The 18,475-nt window shown below is 35.5% G+C and carries 22 protein-coding genes; 6 read left to right on the top strand and 16 right to left on the bottom strand.

What is annotated here, in order from left to right:
- Positions 1–26: 26 nt before the first annotated feature.
- The 6 genes from LPC09_RS02990 to LPC09_RS02965 all read right to left on the bottom strand — a co-directional run bounded on the left by LPC09_RS02990 (position 27) and on the right by LPC09_RS02965 (position 4,867).
- Complete coding sequence (locus LPC09_RS02990; protein ID WP_098798597.1) at positions 27–1,136, bottom strand: aminopeptidase; 1,110 nt, start codon at positions 1,134–1,136, stop codon at positions 27–29.
- 71 nt (positions 1,137–1,207) lie between these two features.
- Positions 1,208–1,678 carry a thioredoxin-dependent thiol peroxidase gene (gene bcp, locus LPC09_RS02985; protein ID WP_098798596.1) on the bottom strand — a complete coding sequence of 157 codons (471 nt, stop codon included), beginning with the start codon at positions 1,676–1,678 and terminating at the stop codon, positions 1,208–1,210.
- Positions 1,679–1,746: 68 nt separating this feature from the next.
- Positions 1,747–2,145, bottom strand: coding sequence for a potassium channel family protein (locus tag LPC09_RS02980; protein WP_098798595.1), 399 nt, complete (start codon positions 2,143–2,145; stop codon positions 1,747–1,749).
- A 114-nt stretch (positions 2,146–2,259) separates the two neighbouring features.
- Positions 2,260–3,045 carry an ABC transporter permease gene (locus LPC09_RS02975; RefSeq protein ID WP_098798594.1) on the bottom strand — a complete coding sequence of 262 codons (786 nt, stop codon included), beginning with the start codon at positions 3,043–3,045 and terminating at the stop codon, positions 2,260–2,262.
- 4 nt (positions 3,046–3,049) lie between these two features.
- Positions 3,050–3,841 (bottom strand): ABC transporter permease, encoded by a 792-nt coding sequence (locus tag LPC09_RS02970; RefSeq protein WP_231308949.1) that lies wholly within the window; start codon positions 3,839–3,841, stop codon positions 3,050–3,052.
- 9 nt (positions 3,842–3,850) lie between these two features.
- Positions 3,851–4,867, bottom strand: a complete 1,017-nt coding sequence (locus tag LPC09_RS02965; RefSeq protein ID WP_231308948.1) for an ABC transporter ATP-binding protein — start codon at positions 4,865–4,867, stop codon at positions 3,851–3,853.
- Between the two features lie 166 nt (positions 4,868–5,033).
- Between LPC09_RS02965 and LPC09_RS02960 the strand changes: the two genes are divergently transcribed.
- On the top strand, positions 5,034–6,323 hold the full coding sequence (locus tag LPC09_RS02960; protein ID WP_231308947.1) for a glutamate-1-semialdehyde 2,1-aminomutase: 1,290 nt from the start codon (positions 5,034–5,036) through the stop codon (positions 6,321–6,323).
- Between the two features lie 181 nt (positions 6,324–6,504).
- Positions 6,505–7,572 carry an aromatic acid exporter family protein gene (locus LPC09_RS02955; RefSeq protein ID WP_098798590.1) on the top strand — a complete coding sequence of 356 codons (1,068 nt, stop codon included), beginning with the start codon at positions 6,505–6,507 and terminating at the stop codon, positions 7,570–7,572.
- Between the two features lie 76 nt (positions 7,573–7,648).
- Here LPC09_RS02955 and LPC09_RS02950 read toward each other — a convergent pair whose 3' ends face one another.
- From LPC09_RS02950 to fabL, 5 genes are all read right to left on the bottom strand, one after another.
- Entirely contained in the window at positions 7,649–9,367 is a 1,719-nt protein-coding gene (locus tag LPC09_RS02950) for an ABC transporter ATP-binding protein (protein ID WP_231308946.1), read from the bottom strand.
- Between the two features lie 161 nt (positions 9,368–9,528).
- On the bottom strand, positions 9,529–10,059 hold the full coding sequence (gene ntdP, locus LPC09_RS02945) for a nucleoside tri-diphosphate phosphatase (RefSeq protein WP_098798588.1): 531 nt from the start codon (positions 10,057–10,059) through the stop codon (positions 9,529–9,531).
- Between the two features lie 504 nt (positions 10,060–10,563).
- Positions 10,564–10,818, bottom strand: a complete 255-nt coding sequence (locus tag LPC09_RS02940) for a YgaB family protein (protein WP_098798587.1) — start codon at positions 10,816–10,818, stop codon at positions 10,564–10,566.
- A 211-nt stretch (positions 10,819–11,029) separates the two neighbouring features.
- The gene (locus LPC09_RS02935; protein WP_098798586.1) at positions 11,030–11,230 is read right to left on the bottom strand and encodes a gamma-type small acid-soluble spore protein; all 201 of its coding nucleotides are present in this window, start codon (positions 11,228–11,230) and stop codon (positions 11,030–11,032) included.
- Positions 11,231–11,352: 122 nt separating this feature from the next.
- Positions 11,353–12,108, bottom strand: coding sequence for an enoyl-[acyl-carrier-protein] reductase FabL (fabL, locus tag LPC09_RS02930; protein ID WP_098798585.1), 756 nt, complete (start codon positions 12,106–12,108; stop codon positions 11,353–11,355).
- Between the two features lie 129 nt (positions 12,109–12,237).
- On the opposite strand from fabL, the gene LPC09_RS02925 reads away from it, so the two are divergent.
- Positions 12,238–12,462, top strand: coding sequence for a hypothetical protein (locus LPC09_RS02925; RefSeq protein WP_098798584.1), 225 nt, complete (start codon positions 12,238–12,240; stop codon positions 12,460–12,462).
- A 15-nt stretch (positions 12,463–12,477) separates the two neighbouring features.
- Here the strand turns inward: LPC09_RS02925 and mutY are convergent, their stop codons facing one another.
- Entirely contained in the window at positions 12,478–13,575 is a 1,098-nt protein-coding gene (mutY, locus tag LPC09_RS02920; protein ID WP_231309720.1) for an A/G-specific adenine glycosylase, read from the bottom strand.
- Positions 13,576–13,821: 246 nt separating this feature from the next.
- Here mutY and LPC09_RS02915 point away from each other — a divergent pair, with 246 nt between their 5' ends.
- Entirely contained in the window at positions 13,822–14,802 is a 981-nt protein-coding gene (locus tag LPC09_RS02915; protein WP_231308945.1) for a metal-dependent hydrolase, read from the top strand.
- Positions 14,803–14,953: 151 nt separating this feature from the next.
- Here LPC09_RS02915 and LPC09_RS02910 read toward each other — a convergent pair whose 3' ends face one another.
- Positions 14,954–15,223: a YfhJ family protein gene (locus LPC09_RS02910; RefSeq protein ID WP_231308944.1), complete on the bottom strand. Its 270-nt coding sequence runs from the start codon at positions 15,221–15,223 to the stop codon at positions 14,954–14,956.
- Positions 15,224–15,333: 110 nt separating this feature from the next.
- Here LPC09_RS02910 and LPC09_RS02905 point away from each other — a divergent pair, with 110 nt between their 5' ends.
- Complete coding sequence (locus tag LPC09_RS02905; RefSeq protein WP_231308943.1) at positions 15,334–15,498, top strand: small, acid-soluble spore protein K; 165 nt, start codon at positions 15,334–15,336, stop codon at positions 15,496–15,498.
- A 39-nt stretch (positions 15,499–15,537) separates the two neighbouring features.
- Complete coding sequence (locus LPC09_RS02900) at positions 15,538–15,699, top strand: YpzG family protein (protein ID WP_231308942.1); 162 nt, start codon at positions 15,538–15,540, stop codon at positions 15,697–15,699.
- Positions 15,700–15,844: 145 nt separating this feature from the next.
- Here LPC09_RS02900 and LPC09_RS02895 read toward each other — a convergent pair.
- From LPC09_RS02895 to recX, 3 genes are all read right to left on the bottom strand, one after another.
- Positions 15,845–17,196 (bottom strand): IS1182 family transposase gene (locus tag LPC09_RS02895; protein WP_176551265.1). Its coding sequence is split into 2 segments (ribosomal slippage): positions 15,845–16,629 and positions 16,629–17,196, totalling 1,353 coding nucleotides; the frame shifts between segments, so codons are not numbered across the junction.
- 122 nt (positions 17,197–17,318) lie between these two features.
- Positions 17,319–17,636: a YfhH family protein gene (locus LPC09_RS02890; protein WP_231308941.1), complete on the bottom strand. Its 318-nt coding sequence runs from the start codon at positions 17,634–17,636 to the stop codon at positions 17,319–17,321.
- A 21-nt stretch (positions 17,637–17,657) separates the two neighbouring features.
- On the bottom strand, positions 17,658–18,458 hold the full coding sequence (recX, locus tag LPC09_RS02885) for a recombination regulator RecX (RefSeq protein WP_231308940.1): 801 nt from the start codon (positions 18,456–18,458) through the stop codon (positions 17,658–17,660).
- Between the last annotated feature and the right edge of the window lie 17 nt (positions 18,459–18,475).

Genomic DNA, 18,475 nt, shown 5'->3' with positions numbered 1-18,475 from the left:
ACCTTTTTAAAATAGGCTCATACTTTTTACTTAAGATTCTCCTGGTTTAATCCCTCGAGTTCAGGTAACACAAATTGACCATCTTTTCGGATTAACACATCGTCAAAATAAATCTCTCCTCCACCGTATTCAGGTCTTTGTATTAACACCATATCCCAATGAATGGCAGATTTATTTCCATTATCCGCTTCTTCATATGCTTCCCCCGGAGTAAAATGCAGGCTTCCACATATCTTTTCATCAAATAAAATATCTCCCATCGGCTCCTCAATAATAGGATGAAACCCAATTGCAAATTCTCCTATATATCTTGACCCTTCGTCTGTATCTAATATTTCATTAAGCTTTTTTGTTTGATCTGCAACAGCTTCAATGATTTTTCCATTTTCAAAGGTCAGCTTCACATCTCGGAACGTTGTGCCATGATATGGACACGGTGTGTTAAAGGAGATTGTTCCATTTACTGAGTCCCTAATTGGAGCTGTAAAGATCTCTCCATCTGGAACATTCGCTTCACCTGTACAAGGTACAACTGGAATTCCTTTAATAGAGAAGCTTAAATCAGTTCCTGGACCTGTTAGACGTACACGGTCAGTATTTTCCATTAACTTCTTTAATGGTGCAACGGCACTTGCCATTTTCTCATAGTCTACTGTACAAACCTCAAATAAGTAGTCCTCAAATGCTCTTGTACTCATTCCCGCTTTTTGCGCCAACCCTTTAGTAGGATAGTTTAATAGAACCCATTTACGATTGTTCACATAGAATTCTGATACCGGCTTCATGATTTCACCGCGTAACCTATGCTTTTCCATTGGAATATCTGCCATTTCAGCATCATTTTCCTCGCCAATAATAATAATGACTGCATCAACATCTTTGTAAACTTGCATTTGCCAGCTAGCTTGTGTTACTAATTGCTCTCTTTGATAATTTTTAGCTAAATGTAATGAAATTTCATCATCAAAAAGATCAACATAAGGATATGCTCCTAATGAATACGCTTGATCAATCAACTCTGTTATTAAAGGCTTTGTGTTTAGATGACCACGTATTAATACCTTTTCACCTTTTTTCACTTTTACCGAGTGATTCAGAAGCACAGATGCTAAGTTTGTTATTCTTTCGTCTCTCATATGGACACCTTCTACTTTTAAATTTTTCGTTATGTATTTTCAGCTCTGATTAATATCCATGTTTACCAATCTTAAGCTTTAACTTCCTTTATGTAATTCAAGGCTTCTTCAACATGATCCTTTACCTTGACTTTTCTCCATTCTTTAATGATTTTCCCTTCAGGATCTATAATAAAAGTGGAGCGCTCAATTCCCATATATTCTTTACCAAAGTTCTTCTTTAACTTCCAAACTCCAAAAGCTTCAGCTAGTTTGTTTTCATCGTCAACTAATAGTTGAAAAGGAAGATCATGTTTTTCTTTAAACTTTAGATGTCTTTCCTGTGGATCTGGACTTACTCCCAAGATGACAGCATTCAAATCTGAAAAGCTTTGATGTTGATCTCTAAAATCACAAGCCTCTGTTGTACATCCTGGTGTCATGTCCTTTGGATAAAAATATAATACAACGTACTTTCCTTGATAATCAGATAACTTAACCTTTTCTCCGTTATCAGCTACTAACTCAATATTCGGTGCAGTGTTTCCAACCTCTATTGTCATATTTATCCCTCCAAGAAGTGTTTGTTACACTAAGCGTAACCAACTTTAGCCTTTCGTACAACTATTAACTATTTTTCGTTCCCTATAACTGTACGAGCTAAAAAAACAGCTGGCAGGATATAGCCTATTAATGCCTCAAGGACAGCTAGAAAACGTCCCACTCCTACAGGAACAACATCACCATAACCAACGGAAAATAACGTAACCGCACTAAAGTACAAAGAGGTTAAAAGATTATCAAAGTAACCATCAGAAATTGGTATTCCAGCTTCATGAAGAACCGGAATATTGCTTTGAATACAAATCAAATAAATCATTCCAAATCCAATTAGTAAAGAAAGATAAAGATATGTAATCATAATGATTGTCTCAAAAGAGAGAAAATTTCTTTGAAAGCAAATGATAACAACACTTTTAAAGCTCATGAATATACAAACAGCAATACATATACAAAATATAAGTCCCACATTGCTCCCACCCTACTCAAGAACACACTTTGTACAATATATACAAGCTTAAAGGAGGTTATGAGAGAAAACGAAAAGGGCCAGACAAACTGTTGTCTGACCCTTCAAATATATTTAGTTTCCAGCACCTCTATATCTTTTAACTCCTGCGTTCCAAAGAAAAACAGAAAGACAAAAAAAGACAATCCCCATGACAGGAGTAAGAAAAGAGTACACATACCACTCATCTTTTCCTAGGAAAAAAGCTGCAGGATAAACCCCTACAAAAGCAAAAGGTAAAATCCACGTTAACACAAACCGAATAACGGCATTATAAATATCAACAGGGTAACGACCATAGTTCCCGATATTGTACATCATCGGCATAAGAGATGTTCGTGCATCTGACCAAAATCCAATACTCGCTAATGAAACAAAAATACCTGCATAAACGAGTGCACCACTAATCACAAATATAATAAACAAGATAAAATCGTACCACTCAAAGCTTAATCCAAGCTGTACAGACGCATATCCCATAATAATAATTCCTGTGATTGCTCCAAACAGTGACTCAAGCTCCATTCTCTCAAGAATAACCTGAAAAAGACTATGAATTGGTCTAGTTAATATCCTGTCCATCTCACCTTTTACAATATATCTTTCATTAAAGTCCCAAATATTAAAAAATGCACCAAACACTGCAAAAGGAACTAGGAAAAACCCATATATAAAGATAATTTCATCCCTGGTCCACCCACTTAAAAATTGAGTATGACCAAATACTACAAGGATAAAGACCAAGTTTGTTACTTGAAAAAGCATATCAGATAATAGCTCAACAACCATGTCAGCTCGGTATTGCAGCCTTGTTTTCATATATTGTCCAATGTATTGTGTGAACATTGAAAAGTAAAACATTCCCTCAACCTCCCTGTATGATCATTCGTTTTTTTGCTAATATCCAGAGAATTTGAATTGGAAGAAGTAACACAAGTGCCCAAAACCCTTGTAACAATATTGACTGCCATACTTCATTTCCTGTAATACCTTCCGTAAAGATCATACTCGGAATATAACTTATTGCTTGAAACGGAAAATACACCATAATGTCTTGAGCCCACATCGGATAAAAGCTTATAGGTAGTAAAAGTCCCGAAAACAGATCAATAATAACCCGCTTCGCTCTCATTAATCCATCATTATTAAAAAGGAAAAAGGTTAGCATACCTGTTATTAAGCTAATTTGGGTATTCACAATAAAACTAAAGATTAGTGAGCTCGCAAATAAAAGCCATGTTGTTCCATTTGATGAAAGCTCCAATGGGAAAACAAGTGCAACAATGACCATTCCTGGTACAGAAAAGAAAAATAACCGAAAGACACCCTCACCAAATGCCTGCATTGTTTTCATGCCAAGATAATTATACGGCCTGATAAGCTCCACAGCCACCTTACCTTCCTTTATTTCAAGCGCAATCTCACGATCAATATTATTAAAATAAAAAGCTCTTGCCATCCAAGAAACTGCAACATAAGTAGTCATTTGAACCGCAGATAATCCCTCAATTGACTCTTTACCACCGTAAATCGCAGTCCATAAAAAATAATAAGCACCTATATTAATACTATAAATTAAAATCCCACTGTAATAATTTGTGCGATAAGCAAGCATCATTAAAAACCGAATTCTTATCATTTCAATATATTTATCCATTATGTCACCTCAGCTTGAAAGAGCCTCTCCCTTTTCATAAATGTTTCGAATGACTTCTTCTGTTGAGATTTCTTTTACACTTAGATCTTTAATCTGATGTGTACCAACAACCCGACCGATAAGTTCTGACATTTGTGCTTCCTTATCGCTTACAAACGCAGTCCAAACATTTAGTTTATCTCCTTTTTGCCATTGAACATCAAGGTCCTGAGTGATAAAAGTTAATTGTTCCTGTACAATTTCTTCCGCAAACTGAAATTCTATTTGTTTTCCTTCTCCCCAGTGAGACCTTAACTTAGCTAAAGCTCCGTCATAAATAACACTACCTTCATCAAGCATAATGACTCGTTCACATAACGCTTCAATATCGGATAAATCATGTGTAGTAAGAAGAATTGTTGTTTTATATTTTTCATTCATTTCTTTTAAAAACTGACGGATTTTCAATTTAACAAGAACATCAAGACCGATTGTTGGTTCATCTAAAAACAAAAGTGGTGGATTATGGATAAGTGCAGCTGCTAATTCACATCGCATTCTCTGCCCTAGCGATAGCTTACGTACAGGTTTATCTAGTAATGGCCCTATATCTAATGTTTCAATAACATGCTCCATATGCTCGTTATAATCTTTATCTGATACCTTGTACACTTTCTTTAGCAGGCGAAACGATTCTTGAACCGCAATATCCCACCAAAGCTGTGATCGTTGCCCAAAAACAACCCCAATTGACTGTACAAACTGTTCGCGTTCTTTATGCGGATTCATCCCATTCACAAGAACCTGACCAGAAGTTGGTGTTAAAATGCCCGTTAACATTTTAATAGATGTTGATTTACCTGCACCGTTTTCACCGATATAACCAACCATCTCACCCTGACCAACAGTAAACGTAACATCATTAACAGCTGGAATTGTTTTATATTGTCTATTTAATAAATCACGAAACGCACCCTTTAAACCTTGACGGCTAGAGTACGATTTAAATTCTTTACGTAATTGGTTTACCTCAATAATATTTGTCATTTTACGTCCCTCCAAATTTGACCACAACTTATTAGTCTATCTAAAAACAGCCATTTCAACAAATGGTATGCATTGGAATCTATTATAATCTGACATTTTTCAATGTAGACTGTATTCATGATAGAATAAACATTGTTCCAAGTTTGATACATCATAGGAGGATAAAATGGAATTTACTAAGTCACATAAATTACATGAAGAAGCACTAAAACATATTGTTGGAGGAGTTAACTCTCCTTCACGTTCTTATAAAGCAGTTGGTGGCGGCTCTCCAGTTGTCATGGAAAAAGCAAACGGAGCCTACTTTTGGGATGTTGACGGCAACAAGTATATTGATTATTTAGCTGCATACGGGCCAATTATTACAGGACACGCTCATCCACATATTACAAAAGCCATTCAAAAAGCGGCAGAAAATGGGGTTTTATACGGAACACCAACTCCTCATGAGATTACATTTGCCAAAATGCTTAAGGAAGCTATGCCTGCTATGGATAAAGTGCGGTTTGTAAACTCAGGTACTGAGGCTGTTATGACGACAATTCGAGTTGCACGTGCTTATACTGGTCGAGATAAAATTATCAAATTCGCAGGCTGTTACCACGGACATTCTGATCTTGTACTTGTTGCCGCTGGCTCAGGTCCTTCGACATTAGGAACTCCCGACTCTGCTGGTGTACCAAAAAGTATCGCTTCAGAGGTTATTACGGTTCCATTTAATGAAATCGAACCTTTAAAAGAAGCATTGAACAAATGGGGAGATCAAGTTGCTGCAATTTTAGTTGAGCCAATTGTAGGTAACTTCGGAATTGTTGAGCCTAAACCTGGGTTCTTAAAAGAAGTGAATGAGCTAGTTCACAACGCAGGTGCGCTTGTTATATATGATGAAGTGATCACCGCTTTTCGTTTTATGTATGGTGGAGCACAAGACTTTTTAGGTGTATATCCTGACTTAACCGCTCTAGGTAAAATCATCGGTGGTGGGCTTCCAATCGGAGCTTATGGTGGGAAGAAAGAAATTATGGAACAAGTCGCTCCGTTAGGGCCAGCCTATCAAGCCGGCACAATGGCTGGTAACCCAGCATCAATTCTATCTGGTATTGCTTGTTTAGAAGTACTTAAGCAACAAAATGTTTATGAAAACCTTGATGAATTAGGTGCCATTCTTGAAAAAGGTATATTAGCTCATGCTCGTACATATAATATCCCGATAACAATAAATCGTTTAAAGGGTGCATTAACGATTTATTTCACAGAGGAAAAGGTAACGAATTATGAGCAGGCAGAAAACACAGATGGTGAAATGTTTGCCAAGTTCTTCAAACTTATGCTTCAGCAGGGAATTAACCTTGCACCTTCTAAATATGAAGCATGGTTCTTAACAACTGCACATACAAAAGAAGATATAGAAGAAACTTTAAAAGCGGTAGAGGTTGCGTTCAGCAAGCTATCATAAAATAAACGTGAAAGACAGAGTACATGAGTACCCTGTCTTCACTTTTCTTTTTACCATTTTTCAGAATAGATGAACGTTTTAAATTTATGTAAAAAAGGGAAAGTGCATCTTGTAAATAGCACTAAATCGCTGTATAGTACGATATTGATTAAGTTCAAGAAAGGAATGTCACTAAACATACATGAAACTAGGTGCCCGTATCCTAAAAACAGGGATCGCTATTACACTTGCATTATTTTTAGCAACTGTCCTACAGTTGCCATCTCCGGCCTTTGCCGGTATTTCCGCTATATTCGCGATACAGCCGACAATTTATCGTTCTTATTTATCTATTATTGAGCAAGTTCAAGCAAATGTTATCGGCGCAGCGTTAGCAATTGGATTCGGTTTAATTTTTGGTTCCCATCCATTTGTTATCGGACTAACAGCAATCATTGTTATCGCAATAAATTTAAAACTAAAGATTGAAAGCACAATACCTGTTTCTCTTGTTACTGTTATCGCGATTTTAGAAAGCCCTGGTGAAGATTTCATTGAAATAGCATCCATTCGCTTTTTTACTGTAATGCTCGGAGTATTGGCTGCTTTTATTGTGAATCTAGTATTTATTCCGCCTAAATATGAAACAAAGCTTTACAACCTTGTCACATCTAATACAGAGGACATCATTAAATGGATTAGAGTGAATTTACGTCATGCTTCAGAACATAATGTACTAAAAGACGATATCGAAAAATTTAAAGAGCAAATGATAAAGCTTGATCAGCTTTATTTAAATTATAAAGAAGAGCGAAACTATTTTAAAAGAGAAACCTACTCTAAATCAAGAAAGCTTGTGCTATTCCGCCAGATGATTGTCACAACAAATAGAGCTTTAGATACCTTGAAGAAACTACACCGTTTTGAAAATGATCTCCATCATATGCCCGAGCACTTTCAAAAGGTCCTTGTTAAAGAATTGGATCATTTGTTGTATGTTCACGAAGAAGCATTACTTCGTTTTATCGGAAAAACAAAAACAATTCAATCAACTGAGTTGTTAGAAGAAGATAAATTTAATAAACAACATTTAATGGATGCTTATATGGAACTTCAACAAGATCAAAATTCTACTTACTTTTTTCATCTATTACCACTCGTTTCGACGATCATTGATTATAGCGAACAGCTTGAACACTTAGATACGCTCATCTACAGCTTCCACAGCTATCATAAGCAAGACAATGAAATTAAATTATCAGAAGAGTAGGGTTTAGCAGATGCTGACCCTATTTTTTGTTATGAAAATATAAAAGCACAATCTCCATAAGAAGATTGTGCTTTCACTAATCTAATTGCTGTATTTGAAATAATTTATAGTAATGACTTTGCTTATCCATCAACTCTTGATGTGTTCCTTCTTCTAACACGTTACCATCCTCAATCACGACAATTTTGTCAGAATGAGTGATTGTTGACAGGCGATGAGCGACAATAAAGGTTGTGCGTTCTTTTGCAAGGTTCTCAAGTGCTTCTTGAATAAGATGCTCACTTTCTAAATCAAGCGCTGAGGTAGCTTCATCTAAAATAAGTATTGGTGGATTTTTCAAAAACACCCTCGCAATGGATACCCTCTGTTTTTGTCCACCTGATAATTTAACTCCTCTTTCACCAACTTTAGTATCATATCCTTTTGGTAACTTTGTAATAAAGTCATGTGCATTGGCTGCTTTCGCTGCTGCAACGATCTCCTCTTCAGATGCCCCAGGCTTACCGATAAGAATATTCTCTCTCACAGTATTACTAAACAAGAATGTATCTTGAAGCACCATCCCAATTTGTTCTCTGAGACTTTGCGCTTCATAATCTCTAATATCAATTCCATCAAGTAAAATTCTTCCACCTGTAACATCATAAAAACGTGGAAGTAAGCTAACAAGAGTTGATTTACCTCCTCCACTCATCCCAACTAGTGCAAGAGTTTCACCTTTTTTCACCTTCAAAGATAACCCTTCGATAATAAGCGCTTCATCCTCCTGATAGCGGAAGGATATGTCCTGAAACTCAATTTCTCCTTTAACTCCATCAGCCTTTTTAGCATCTGGTTTATCTACCACTTCATATGGAACATCAATAAATTCAAACACGCGATCCATAGAGGCAAAGGCCTGTGTTAAAGTGGTTGAAGAATTAATTAGTCTACGCAACGGATTATATAGTTGTTCAATATAAGCGATAAACGCAACCATTGTACCTATTGTTAATTGCCCTTGAATAACTTGATACCCGGCAAAAGTGATAACAATTAACGGTGCAATATCAGTTAACGTGTTAACTACGGAAAAGGTTTTGGCATTCCAGCTAGTATGGGTAAGAGCTTTTTCTAGAAAATTTGCATTTTCCTTCGCGAACTGCTTCTGCTCAAATTCCTCCGTAGCAAAGCTGCGAATAACAGGCATACCCTGAACTTCTGCAAGAGCCTGTGAGCGAACTCTTGTTAAGTGTCGTAATCTTCCGTAAAAGTATTTAACAGACAAACCATAAAGTGGAAAAAGAACAATTGAAACTAATGTAAGTTTTACATTCATTGAAAACATAATCCCAACGGCAATAATGATCGTCACAACATCAAGCCAAACATTCATCAGACCTGTTATGACGAAATTCTTTGTTTGTTCTACATCATTTATAACACGTGAGATAATTTCTCCAGCTCTTGTATTGGCATAATATCGCAAGCTTAATTTTTGTAGATGAGTGAAAAGTTGATCTCTTATATCATACAAAATTTTACTTGCTGTCCATTGTGCAAAGTATTGCCGATAGTACTCGACAGGTGGACGAATGACAACAAATAAAACAAACATAAAGCCCATAATGGTTAATAATTCTTTTGTTTTTTCTGCTTCTGTGCCGTTTCCGCCAATGATATTATCCACAACATGCCTAATTAACAGCGGCAATAATAACGGAATAGAAAACTTAATAACTCCAATAATAATCGTCCCTATAATTTGTAGACGATAAGGCTTTACAAAAGCCAAGTATCGTTTAACTACCCCCAAAAAAATCCCCCGTTTCTAATCTAACGCCAAACATTCGGTTCACGAACTAAAGCTGGTCATAGTAAGTCTTACTTGCATTGATACTCTTTCGTCCAGCTCAATATGAATCGTTTTACAATAATTAAAAAGGCTGACCCCATGAGTCACCCTTATTACATTTACTATTTTACGTATGTTAAATATCGTTCATACCACTCGTCAATAAATTCAGGTGCAAATGGACCTTTTTTCTGTCGAATCCAACGAAGTAATGTTTCGAGGTTTTTTCTTAAGATGAGATCAATAACTTCTGGATAATTCATTAGCTTACTATGCAGCTCATATTCATCTTCATCCAAAATTGTATATGTCATATCTGGATAAACCTTCACATCAAGATCATAGTCAATATACTTTAATGCTTCATCATCCCATACAAAAGGCGAACTAATATTACAGTAATAATATACTCCATCTTCTCTAAGCATACCTATAATATTAAACCAATGTCTGGCATGAAAATAGCAGATCGCCGGCTCTCTTGTCACCCATGTTCTACCGTCTGATTCCGTAACAATAGTTCTGTCGTTCCCACCAATAATACAGTGCTGAGAACCCTTCAATACAGTTGATTCTTCCCAGACTCTATGAATGTAGCCATTATGTTTATAACTATGAATTTGAATTTTGTCTCCTTCCCTGGGAAAGCCCACTTTTCTCCCCTTCTTTCGATTGGTTGCTTCGTGAAATCTATTTCACAACGTCTTCACCTTATATAGTTCCTTTCATTATAACGTTTGTCAGGGAAAAAAGAAAATAAAAGTGTTATAACTGTAAGGTTATATACTGTTTTGCAGGTTAGAATTATATGATAAGGGCGATTGGGAAGCTATTTTTTATAATAAGGCTAGTTCATATTCGAGGGTTTTGTTGTTCATATACTTGATGAACGACATTCCACTTCTTTTCCTCCTTCGTTTTGTCGTTCATACACCCAATGAACGACATTCCTCTTTCTTTTCCTCCTTCGTTTTGTCGTTCATACACCGATGAACGACATTCCACTTTCTTTTTGTCTTCATATTGTCACTCATTCACCCTAACATCTAAACACTCCGCTCCACTCCTGCTATTGAACTTACTTTTCTCCAGAAGCAATAAAAAATCCAGCATAAATAAATGCCGGAATCGGAGTTAATTATTTTATTGAAAATGTTTCATGAAACAGTCTCAAACTTCTGATCTTCGTAAGACTGAATAACCTCTTCTGTTTGTCTTTCAAAGACTTGTTGAATTTTATTTAATTCTTCTTTCATTTGTGCGATTTCATCATGAATGGATTGGAGTTTAGCTTCGTCTTGTAGGGCAGCCAGTTGAGTTTTTATATCCTGACATCTTTCAATTTCTGACTGTAGGTATAATAATTTATCCATGGTTTTTAATTGCTCACCTACTAGTTGATCAAAATTCATGTTTATTCTCCTTTCAATAGAGATTCATAATCACTTTTGTATATTAAATTCTTCATAAATTTTTTTGATCCTTTGACTAGTTATGTAGAGGAACCGAAACTTTTGTCGTTTTAGAAAAATATCTCCGATGATTCGAAACCGCCCAAGCTTAAGCACAAAAGAAAAGACACCTCTCCACGCTGTGGGAAAGGTGTCTTAGAGCTTTAGCTAATTAAGAATTTTGGTTTTTGTTAGCTTCAGCTTGTTGGTTTTGTTGTTTAACTTGTTGTACGTTAGTTTCGCTCGCAAATTCAGTACCAAATTGACCTGCACCAGCTTGGCTACCTTGAGCACTTTGAGCGTTTTGTTGTTTTACATGTTGGATGTTAGTCCCTGATGCTGTTTTACCAGTTTGGAAATTGTTCTGTGCCATTCGATATCACCTCCACGAAATATAGATTGTCCTAGAGGTGAATTTAATATCCAACATATTTTAAAAAAAATTTAAATTAAATTTTTATTGAGACTCTAAGCCTTTAGTGCTCACGTTTCAGCCTAAACGAGCAAAGAACGGCCCCCATCAACAATAAGCGTTTGACCTCTGATCATTGACGCTTTGTCCGTTAATAAAAACTCAATAGCATTAACCATATCTTCTATTTCAACCATTCTTCCTGCTGGAGTATTCTTCCTTGCATCCTCCAATAGCTCATTACGGTTCGGGAAATGCTTTAAAGCATCCGTGTCAACAGCTCCACCTGAAACGGCATTTACAATAATGTTTTTCGGGGATAATTCTACAGCTAAGTATCTTGTAAGAGCTTCTAATGCTGCTTTAGAAACACCAACTGTTGTGTAGTTTTCTAAATATCTAATCGAGCCAAGTGAGCTTGTACTAACAATGAAGCCCCCTCCATTTCTCTCCATTAGTTTTGCCGCTTCTTGTGCACAGAAAAGAAGAGCTTTACTATTAATGTTCATTGTCCAATCCCAATGACTTTCTTCTAATTCCATTGCAGGCTTTTGAACACCTGATGCTGCATTATTTACAAACACATCAAGTCTGCCAAACTCCTCATCAATTTGTGAAAATAACTCTTTTATTTTTTCCGGCTTTCCTACATTAGCCTTAACCGCAATAGCTCTTACGCCCAATTTTTCAATTTGTTCAACTACCTCTAATGCAGCCGTTTTGCTTCGTGCATAGTTCACAACAATGTTATAACCTTTTTCTGCCAAACGAATGGCAACTGCTTTTCCAATTCCTCTACTACTACCTGTAATAAGTGCTACTTTATTTTCTTGGGTCATTTTGTCAACTCCTTAAAATTAAACAATCGAATAGATGTTATTATTGTATCAGATAATATAATGAAACTTCTATGAGATAGAAGTCTTGATGAAAAAGAACACATCTCGTCATTTAGAGGAGGATGTTTTATGTATGTTGGTCGTGATATGACTGAATTATCGATGATGTCAAAGAAAGAGTGGAAAAAAGAAGAACTTGCCCACTTCCACCACTCTCTTCAACAAATGGTTCCTTATCTTAATGTTGAAGGACAAACCATTCACCGTGAAATTATTGAAGAAATTGAAGCTCGTGGCGGCTTAAAAAGAAATGAAGCTGATTATACTCATGGAACTAGAGTTCAATATGATTAAAACCTTTGGGTCTGACTAAGATTTGTCAGACCCAAGGTATATTTTATATATTTTTTGATGTGATACAGGAAAGGCGTACTTTTCTAGCTCTTTTTCTGTTACAGCAATAAGTTGATCATTTGGAATGTTGTTTACTTCACCAATAAAAATAGATATATTCCAAATTAAATGTGAAAAAACATGTTCTACAGTACCGGATAACTCTAAAAGTTCAACATCTGCACCATAAGTTGAAAGTAAAAACTCTTGGAGCTGCTTCCTATAAGTGTTACCTGCTTCTTGTTGAACTTCCATATTAGGATATTCCCAAAGGTTGGCTAACAAGCCTGTAGATGGTCTTTTATGAATATACAATCTTCTATCCTGATCATATAAAACAGCTGCCGCCATTTGAAGCGGTTTTGGTTTCTTTTTCTTACTTTTAATCGGGAGCTCAGCTTGAACCCCTTCTTCAAAAGCAGAGCAATGTTCCCTAACAGGACATAAAAGACATGAAGGGGAAGTAGGTGTGCAGATTAGTGCACCCAGCTCCATCACTGCTTGGTTGAATGATGAGGGATCTTCCTTTGATATTATCTGATAAGTTGTCTCTTCAAAAATCTTCCTTGTTTTCGGTTTTGCAATATCATCCCAAATGGATAAAATTCTCGAGAAAACCCTCATCACATTACCGTCGACAGCTGGTTCCGGAATATTATAAGCAATACTAAGAATCGCTCCTTTTGTATAAGGACCTACTCCCTTCAGCTTAGAAATTTCTTCAGGAGTATTAGGGACAATACCCGAATAAGATTCATTCACTTCTTTAACAGCTGCATGAAGATTTCTAACCCTTGAATAGTATCCAAGTCCTTCCCAGGCTTTTAATACTTCTTCCTCATTTGCAGCAGCTAATGCTTCTATTGTGGGAAATTTATCTACAAATGCATTAAAATATGGAATAACAGTATCAACTCTTGTTTGCTGAAGCATAATCTCGGACACCCAAATTTTATATGGATCCTGGTCTTTACGCCAAGGTAAATCCCTTTTTTCAGCTAAATACCAGGCAATTAAATCTTGTTGGAAATCTTGAATTGAAAAATCGATCAATTTATTATTTAGTTCATTTATCATTAGATTTTTCCTCCGGATGTTAAATTACAGGTTAATCGGGAAAAGATAATATTAAGATATCATTTAATTAGAGACACTCATCTCTAAAAGTAGGACACGACTTATTATTATATAACAATTTAAAAAATCAAGAGATTTATTCACATTGGACAATATTTTCACATATAAATTCAATGAAATCTTTAAGGATTCTTCTCCCAAAAGAGATTTTCCTCTTGAGCCATAACAAGGAGGTACATGACTTTGGATACAGGAACACATGTGGTTATGGGAATAGCATTAGGTGGTTTAGCCACTCTTGATCCCGCAGTTGGCATTGATAATCCAACTGCACAAGCTGTTATGTTCGGAACAATTATCGGATCACAAGCTCCTGATCTTGATACAATATTAAAGCTAAGGAACAATGCAAAATATATAAGAAATCATAGAGGAATTACCCACTCTATTCCTGCTATTGTTCTATGGTCATTTTTAATTACAGGAATATTAACAATTTTTATACCTGAAAGTAATTTACTTCATTTGTACCTTTGGACTTTACTTGCTATTGTTCTGCACGTTTTTGTGGATATTTTTAATGCGTACGGAACACAAGCACTCCGTCCATTTTCAAAAAAGTGGATTGCGCTTGGCATTATCAATACATTTGATCCTTTTATCTTTTTTACACATGTAGTTGGAATTATTATTTGGGTGTTAGGTGGTCATCCAGGTTACACCTTTCTTACTGTTTATGGCATATTGATTGGTTATTATTTAGTCCGCTTTATCATGCAAAGAAATATTATCCATCGTTTGCATAAACTCATTCCGAATATAGAACAAATCATTATTTCTCCCACGATGAGGTTCAGACAGTGGCATATTGCGATTATGACAGATAAACACTTTCATGTTGCCAGATCTGTTAATGAAGAAATCATTATTTTAGACGAATTTGAACGTGTACCTGTTCCGCAAACTGAAGTGATAAAGGCTGCGGAAGAAGATGATAATATTTCAGCTTTTTTATCTTTTTCTCCTGTTTATCGTTGGGAGGTTGACGAATTTACAGATCATTATGAGGTAAGATTTATTGATCTACGCTATCGAAGTAAAGGATATTATCCCTTTGTTGCGATCGTTCAACTTGATACAAACTTAAATATCGTGAGCTCCTATACAGGCTGGATTTTTAGTGAAGAAAAATTACGAAAAAAATTGGAGCTTATACCTGAATAAATGCTTGAAAGGCTGATTTCGTGTCAGCCTTTCTAATTTAAACAAACGTTTAATTGAGTAAATTTTTAACATCTAGATCAAAACGAACATTTTTAACATACTGTACAATAATATAATTACAAACTCTACGAAAATGAAAATGATGATTTAATTAATGCTTTAAATAGTCATCATTGTTCAATAAGTGACTATATTTTGGATTAGTTGCTACAAAATCATGAAGTTTGTCACCGTAATGAGTAATTAACTGTCTAACAACCTGTTCCGTCATCTCTTTTCCTTTGTAAGTTCTTCCTGCCTTTGCTTGGGTGGATTCAAAATCTTCCCACAACAGTTCCACCCATGTTCTTGCTTGTGCATAAGAAAGGCTATTGTTTTTACTTAATAACTCATTTGTTAACCGTTCAAAATATTCTTCCATAATTATCACCTCTAGGTAGGATTCGCTACTAATAATTAAACATTCAAGGTCCATACTATAAATACGCTTAAATTAATGAAGCTATTGATGATGACATGGAGGGGATTGTGTTGCGTAACAAAGAAAAAGGATTTCCAAATATGAGTAACAACAAGTTTGAAGGCGAGCCAAGAGCAAAAGCTGAATTTGCATCTAAACGAGCAAATGGCACAATAAATACTCATCCACAAGAACGGATGAGAGCATCTGGTCAACGCGAAAATCCTTATTCATAAAAAAACTCATTAACAATACTTGCGGAGGTGCTACGTAATATGGGTACAAATCGAAAGAAAAAATTCTATGATAATTTGTATTCTAATGCATTTAGTCAACCATGGGCTAACCCAAAACATTCGCATGCTCAAGTTAATGGAGAAACACAACAAACCCAAGACCTCATCATTCTAGAAAGACAAACCCGAAAAAGATCATAACTTGAATGGGGCTGACATTATTGTCAGCCTCAGCTTGTAGAGAAAGTGGGTGTTTTTCTCTACAGGCTTTTTTATTTTCTAAAAATGTTTTTATAAATAGTAATAATTTTCTTAAGCCAACCAAAAGAAAAAGCTTCTCACACACCTAGCTTAACTTAGCTAGGTGTGTGGCAATCTTTTTCATATTCTGGCAAGCAGCGGTGAGAAGCACCTGCTCACTTGCATTCCTTAATCCCCGTAACCGGCAGTAGCGAAGCCCATGCAATTCTTTTGAATCTGCAAAGCTTCGCTCTACCTTTTCTTTTCTAAATTTATATAGTTCTTTCCCAGATGGGGAAAGGCGATTTAATCTAACTTGATCTTTATGATCTTCCCAAACATGTCGAGTTACTACTTTTTGGTTGTTTTTCGACCTTGTACACTGTGAGAGTAGAGGACATGTTGCACATTTCTTGGGATCAGATTTATATTCTCGATATCCCTCTCTTGTAGTTGTTCGATAAGTTAACTCATCCTTATTTGGACAAATATATAGATCATTCTCTCTATCATATGTAAATTTCCATTTAGGAAACAAACCTTTGGTTGGTTTAAATCTTCTATGAGCAATTACTCCAAATATGTTTCTATCCGATAATCCCTTACAAACAGCACTAGTTAGATATCCTGAATCCAAAGCTGAAGCTTCTACTTTAAAACCAAATCGCTCGATTTGACGGTCAAGTCTTGATAAATAAGGAACAGAATCATGGACATTACCTGGTGTAACATACGCATCAGTTATAATATTGAATTTAAAGTCTGTCGTTCGATGATCTAGGTAACAGAACATTTCCTGTTTGTTATCTCTAGACATAAATCCACTTTCAGGATCTGTTGAACTTACACGTATTTCCTTAGTTTCCTTCACCTCCTCTCTTTCTTTCAGAGCTTTTTTCCATGTTCTTTACGATCTTGTTCAATAGCTTTATTTAAGTCTTCAATATAATCTCTAGTCTCAACCTCAACCGTTTCTCTAGTGAATTTGTGTTTATTCGCATTAGCTTTTAAATGAGTAGAATCTGTAAAGAGAACTCTTCCTCCTACCATACGATGTTCCATTGCCTGAAAGACAATCTCATCAAAGATTTCTTGGAATATATTTGTTTCTTTATAACGAGTTCTACGATTCCAACTTATTGTAGAATGATGAGGAACTCGATCAGATAATTTCAATCCTAAAAACCATCTATAAGCAATATTCATTTTAATTTCTTCTTCTAATTGTCTCTCAGAGCGAATTCCATATAAATAGCCAACAAACATCATTTTAAAAAGAACTAAAGGATCAATTGAAGGGCGTCCATTATCCTCACAATAATAAGGTTTTACCTTTTCAAGAATGAATGAAAAATCTATATATTTATCTATTTTTCGAAGCAGATGATTTTCAGGAACAAGGTCATCTATTACTATAAATTCAACTTCATTTTGTGTGTTTTCTCTTGTATTGAACATAAATATCACCATCCCCAATTTGTTATATATATTATACCAAATTAACGCGGTGAAAAGTAAAAGTAATCAGACAAAATAATAGGCTGCCGAGGTTTCTCGACAGCCTGGGGCTGACATTATTGTCAGCCTTTTATTAACATCGCAATTGGCAATGCTTCTTCATGATCTGGTGAAGATAATCGATATCCCCATGCAAAGATCCCATTCATATAATTTATTTTAAAGAACTCACCGGGTGCTCCATCAATTTCATAAACATCTTCAGACTTAAATTCATTTGGATCAAGAAGATACGATTTTGCCATCGTCATTTTCCGTTCTAAAACAGCAAACTCATTTACAATTCCTAATTGCTCAGCTTTTCGTGCTTTTTCCTTTAATGCTGCGATTTCACTTTTCAATTCATACTCAGTCATTTCACTATAACGCTTAGTATTCACAACCATTTCCCCTTGCTTAAATTAATCTTCATTTAAAAACTTTTCAATTAGATCTATCGCGAAACCTTTTCTGTATAAAAACTGTTTCATTTTCATTTTGTATTGATAAGGATCTTCAGTTTGATATTTTTTCTTGCCTTTTTCAGCATGCTTAACTAATGCTAACCACTCTTCAGATTCATCTTGCTCATAATCGACTTCCTCTAACGCAATCGAAATGATGTTATAGGGAAATCCTTTTCTTAGTAGATGCTGCTCTATTTTCTGCTTAAGCTGAATGGTTGAAAGCTTATTATTTTTTTTCAAGAGCTTTTCAGCATGAGCAATGGCTTCTTCAAGCTGCTCACCTTGATCATATTCTTCCAAGACCTGTTCAATTATAGATTGTCCAATTCCTTTCATAACCAATTCACGGGTTAGTATAGTAGGACCTTTCCCATTGGTTTGCTTCTGAGTCCGGACATAGGCTAGTGCAAATTCCAAATCATCTACATAGTTATATTCTTTTAATTTAAGGATAACTTCCTTTATTACCGATTCATGATATTCTTTTTTCGCCAAATAATCCTCTACTTCTTTAACTGATCGCATACGATAACTTAGGAACTCTAATGCTTTATTATAAGCTTTCTTTCTATCATCTCCATATTTTATCTCAACGATATCAAATTCATCTAGTTCCTTGCCTTTTTGAAGATTATGTTTTATTAGAATGTCTTGATCAACGCTAAAAGCAAACTTTTCCCCTGTACCATCATCGAGAAAAATATTATACCGATCATCAGATTGCTTTTGTGTTGTAATTTTTGTAATAATTGCCATGTTAATCACCTACTCAT

This window comes from Metabacillus sp. B2-18 (assembly GCF_021117275.1).
In the GTDB taxonomy this organism is placed as follows: domain Bacteria; phylum Bacillota; class Bacilli; order Bacillales; family Bacillaceae; genus Metabacillus.
This window is presented reverse-complemented; position numbering and strand designations above follow the sequence as displayed.

Coding starts and splice junctions, on each gene's coding strand:
- LPC09_RS02910 (WP_231308944.1), bottom strand. CDS start 15,223: ATGGAAGAATATTTTGAACGGTTAACAAATGAGTTATTAAGTAAAAAC.
- LPC09_RS02955 (WP_098798590.1), top strand. CDS start 6,505: ATGAAACTAGGTGCCCGTATCCTAAAAACAGGGATCGCTATTACACTT.
- LPC09_RS02900 (WP_231308942.1), top strand. CDS start 15,538: ATGGGTACAAATCGAAAGAAAAAATTCTATGATAATTTGTATTCTAAT.
- LPC09_RS02970 (WP_231308949.1), bottom strand. CDS start 3,841: ATGGATAAATATATTGAAATGATAAGAATTCGGTTTTTAATGATGCTT.
- LPC09_RS02965 (WP_231308948.1), bottom strand. CDS start 4,867: ATGACAAATATTATTGAGGTAAACCAATTACGTAAAGAATTTAAATCG.
- LPC09_RS02960 (WP_231308947.1), top strand. CDS start 5,034: ATGGAATTTACTAAGTCACATAAATTACATGAAGAAGCACTAAAACAT.
- LPC09_RS02940 (WP_098798587.1), bottom strand. CDS start 10,818: ATGAATTTTGATCAACTAGTAGGTGAGCAATTAAAAACCATGGATAAA.
- LPC09_RS02925 (WP_098798584.1), top strand. CDS start 12,238: ATGTATGTTGGTCGTGATATGACTGAATTATCGATGATGTCAAAGAAA.
- LPC09_RS02990 (WP_098798597.1), bottom strand. CDS start 1,136: ATGAGAGACGAAAGAATAACAAACTTAGCATCTGTGCTTCTGAATCAC.
- fabL (WP_098798585.1), bottom strand. CDS start 12,108: ATGACCCAAGAAAATAAAGTAGCACTTATTACAGGTAGTAGTAGAGGA.
- recX (WP_231308940.1), bottom strand. CDS start 18,458: ATGGCAATTATTACAAAAATTACAACACAAAAGCAATCTGATGATCGG.
- LPC09_RS02935 (WP_098798586.1), bottom strand. CDS start 11,230: ATGGCACAGAACAATTTCCAAACTGGTAAAACAGCATCAGGGACTAAC.
- LPC09_RS02975 (WP_098798594.1), bottom strand. CDS start 3,045: ATGTTTTACTTTTCAATGTTCACACAATACATTGGACAATATATGAAA.
- bcp (WP_098798596.1), bottom strand. CDS start 1,678: ATGACAATAGAGGTTGGAAACACTGCACCGAATATTGAGTTAGTAGCT.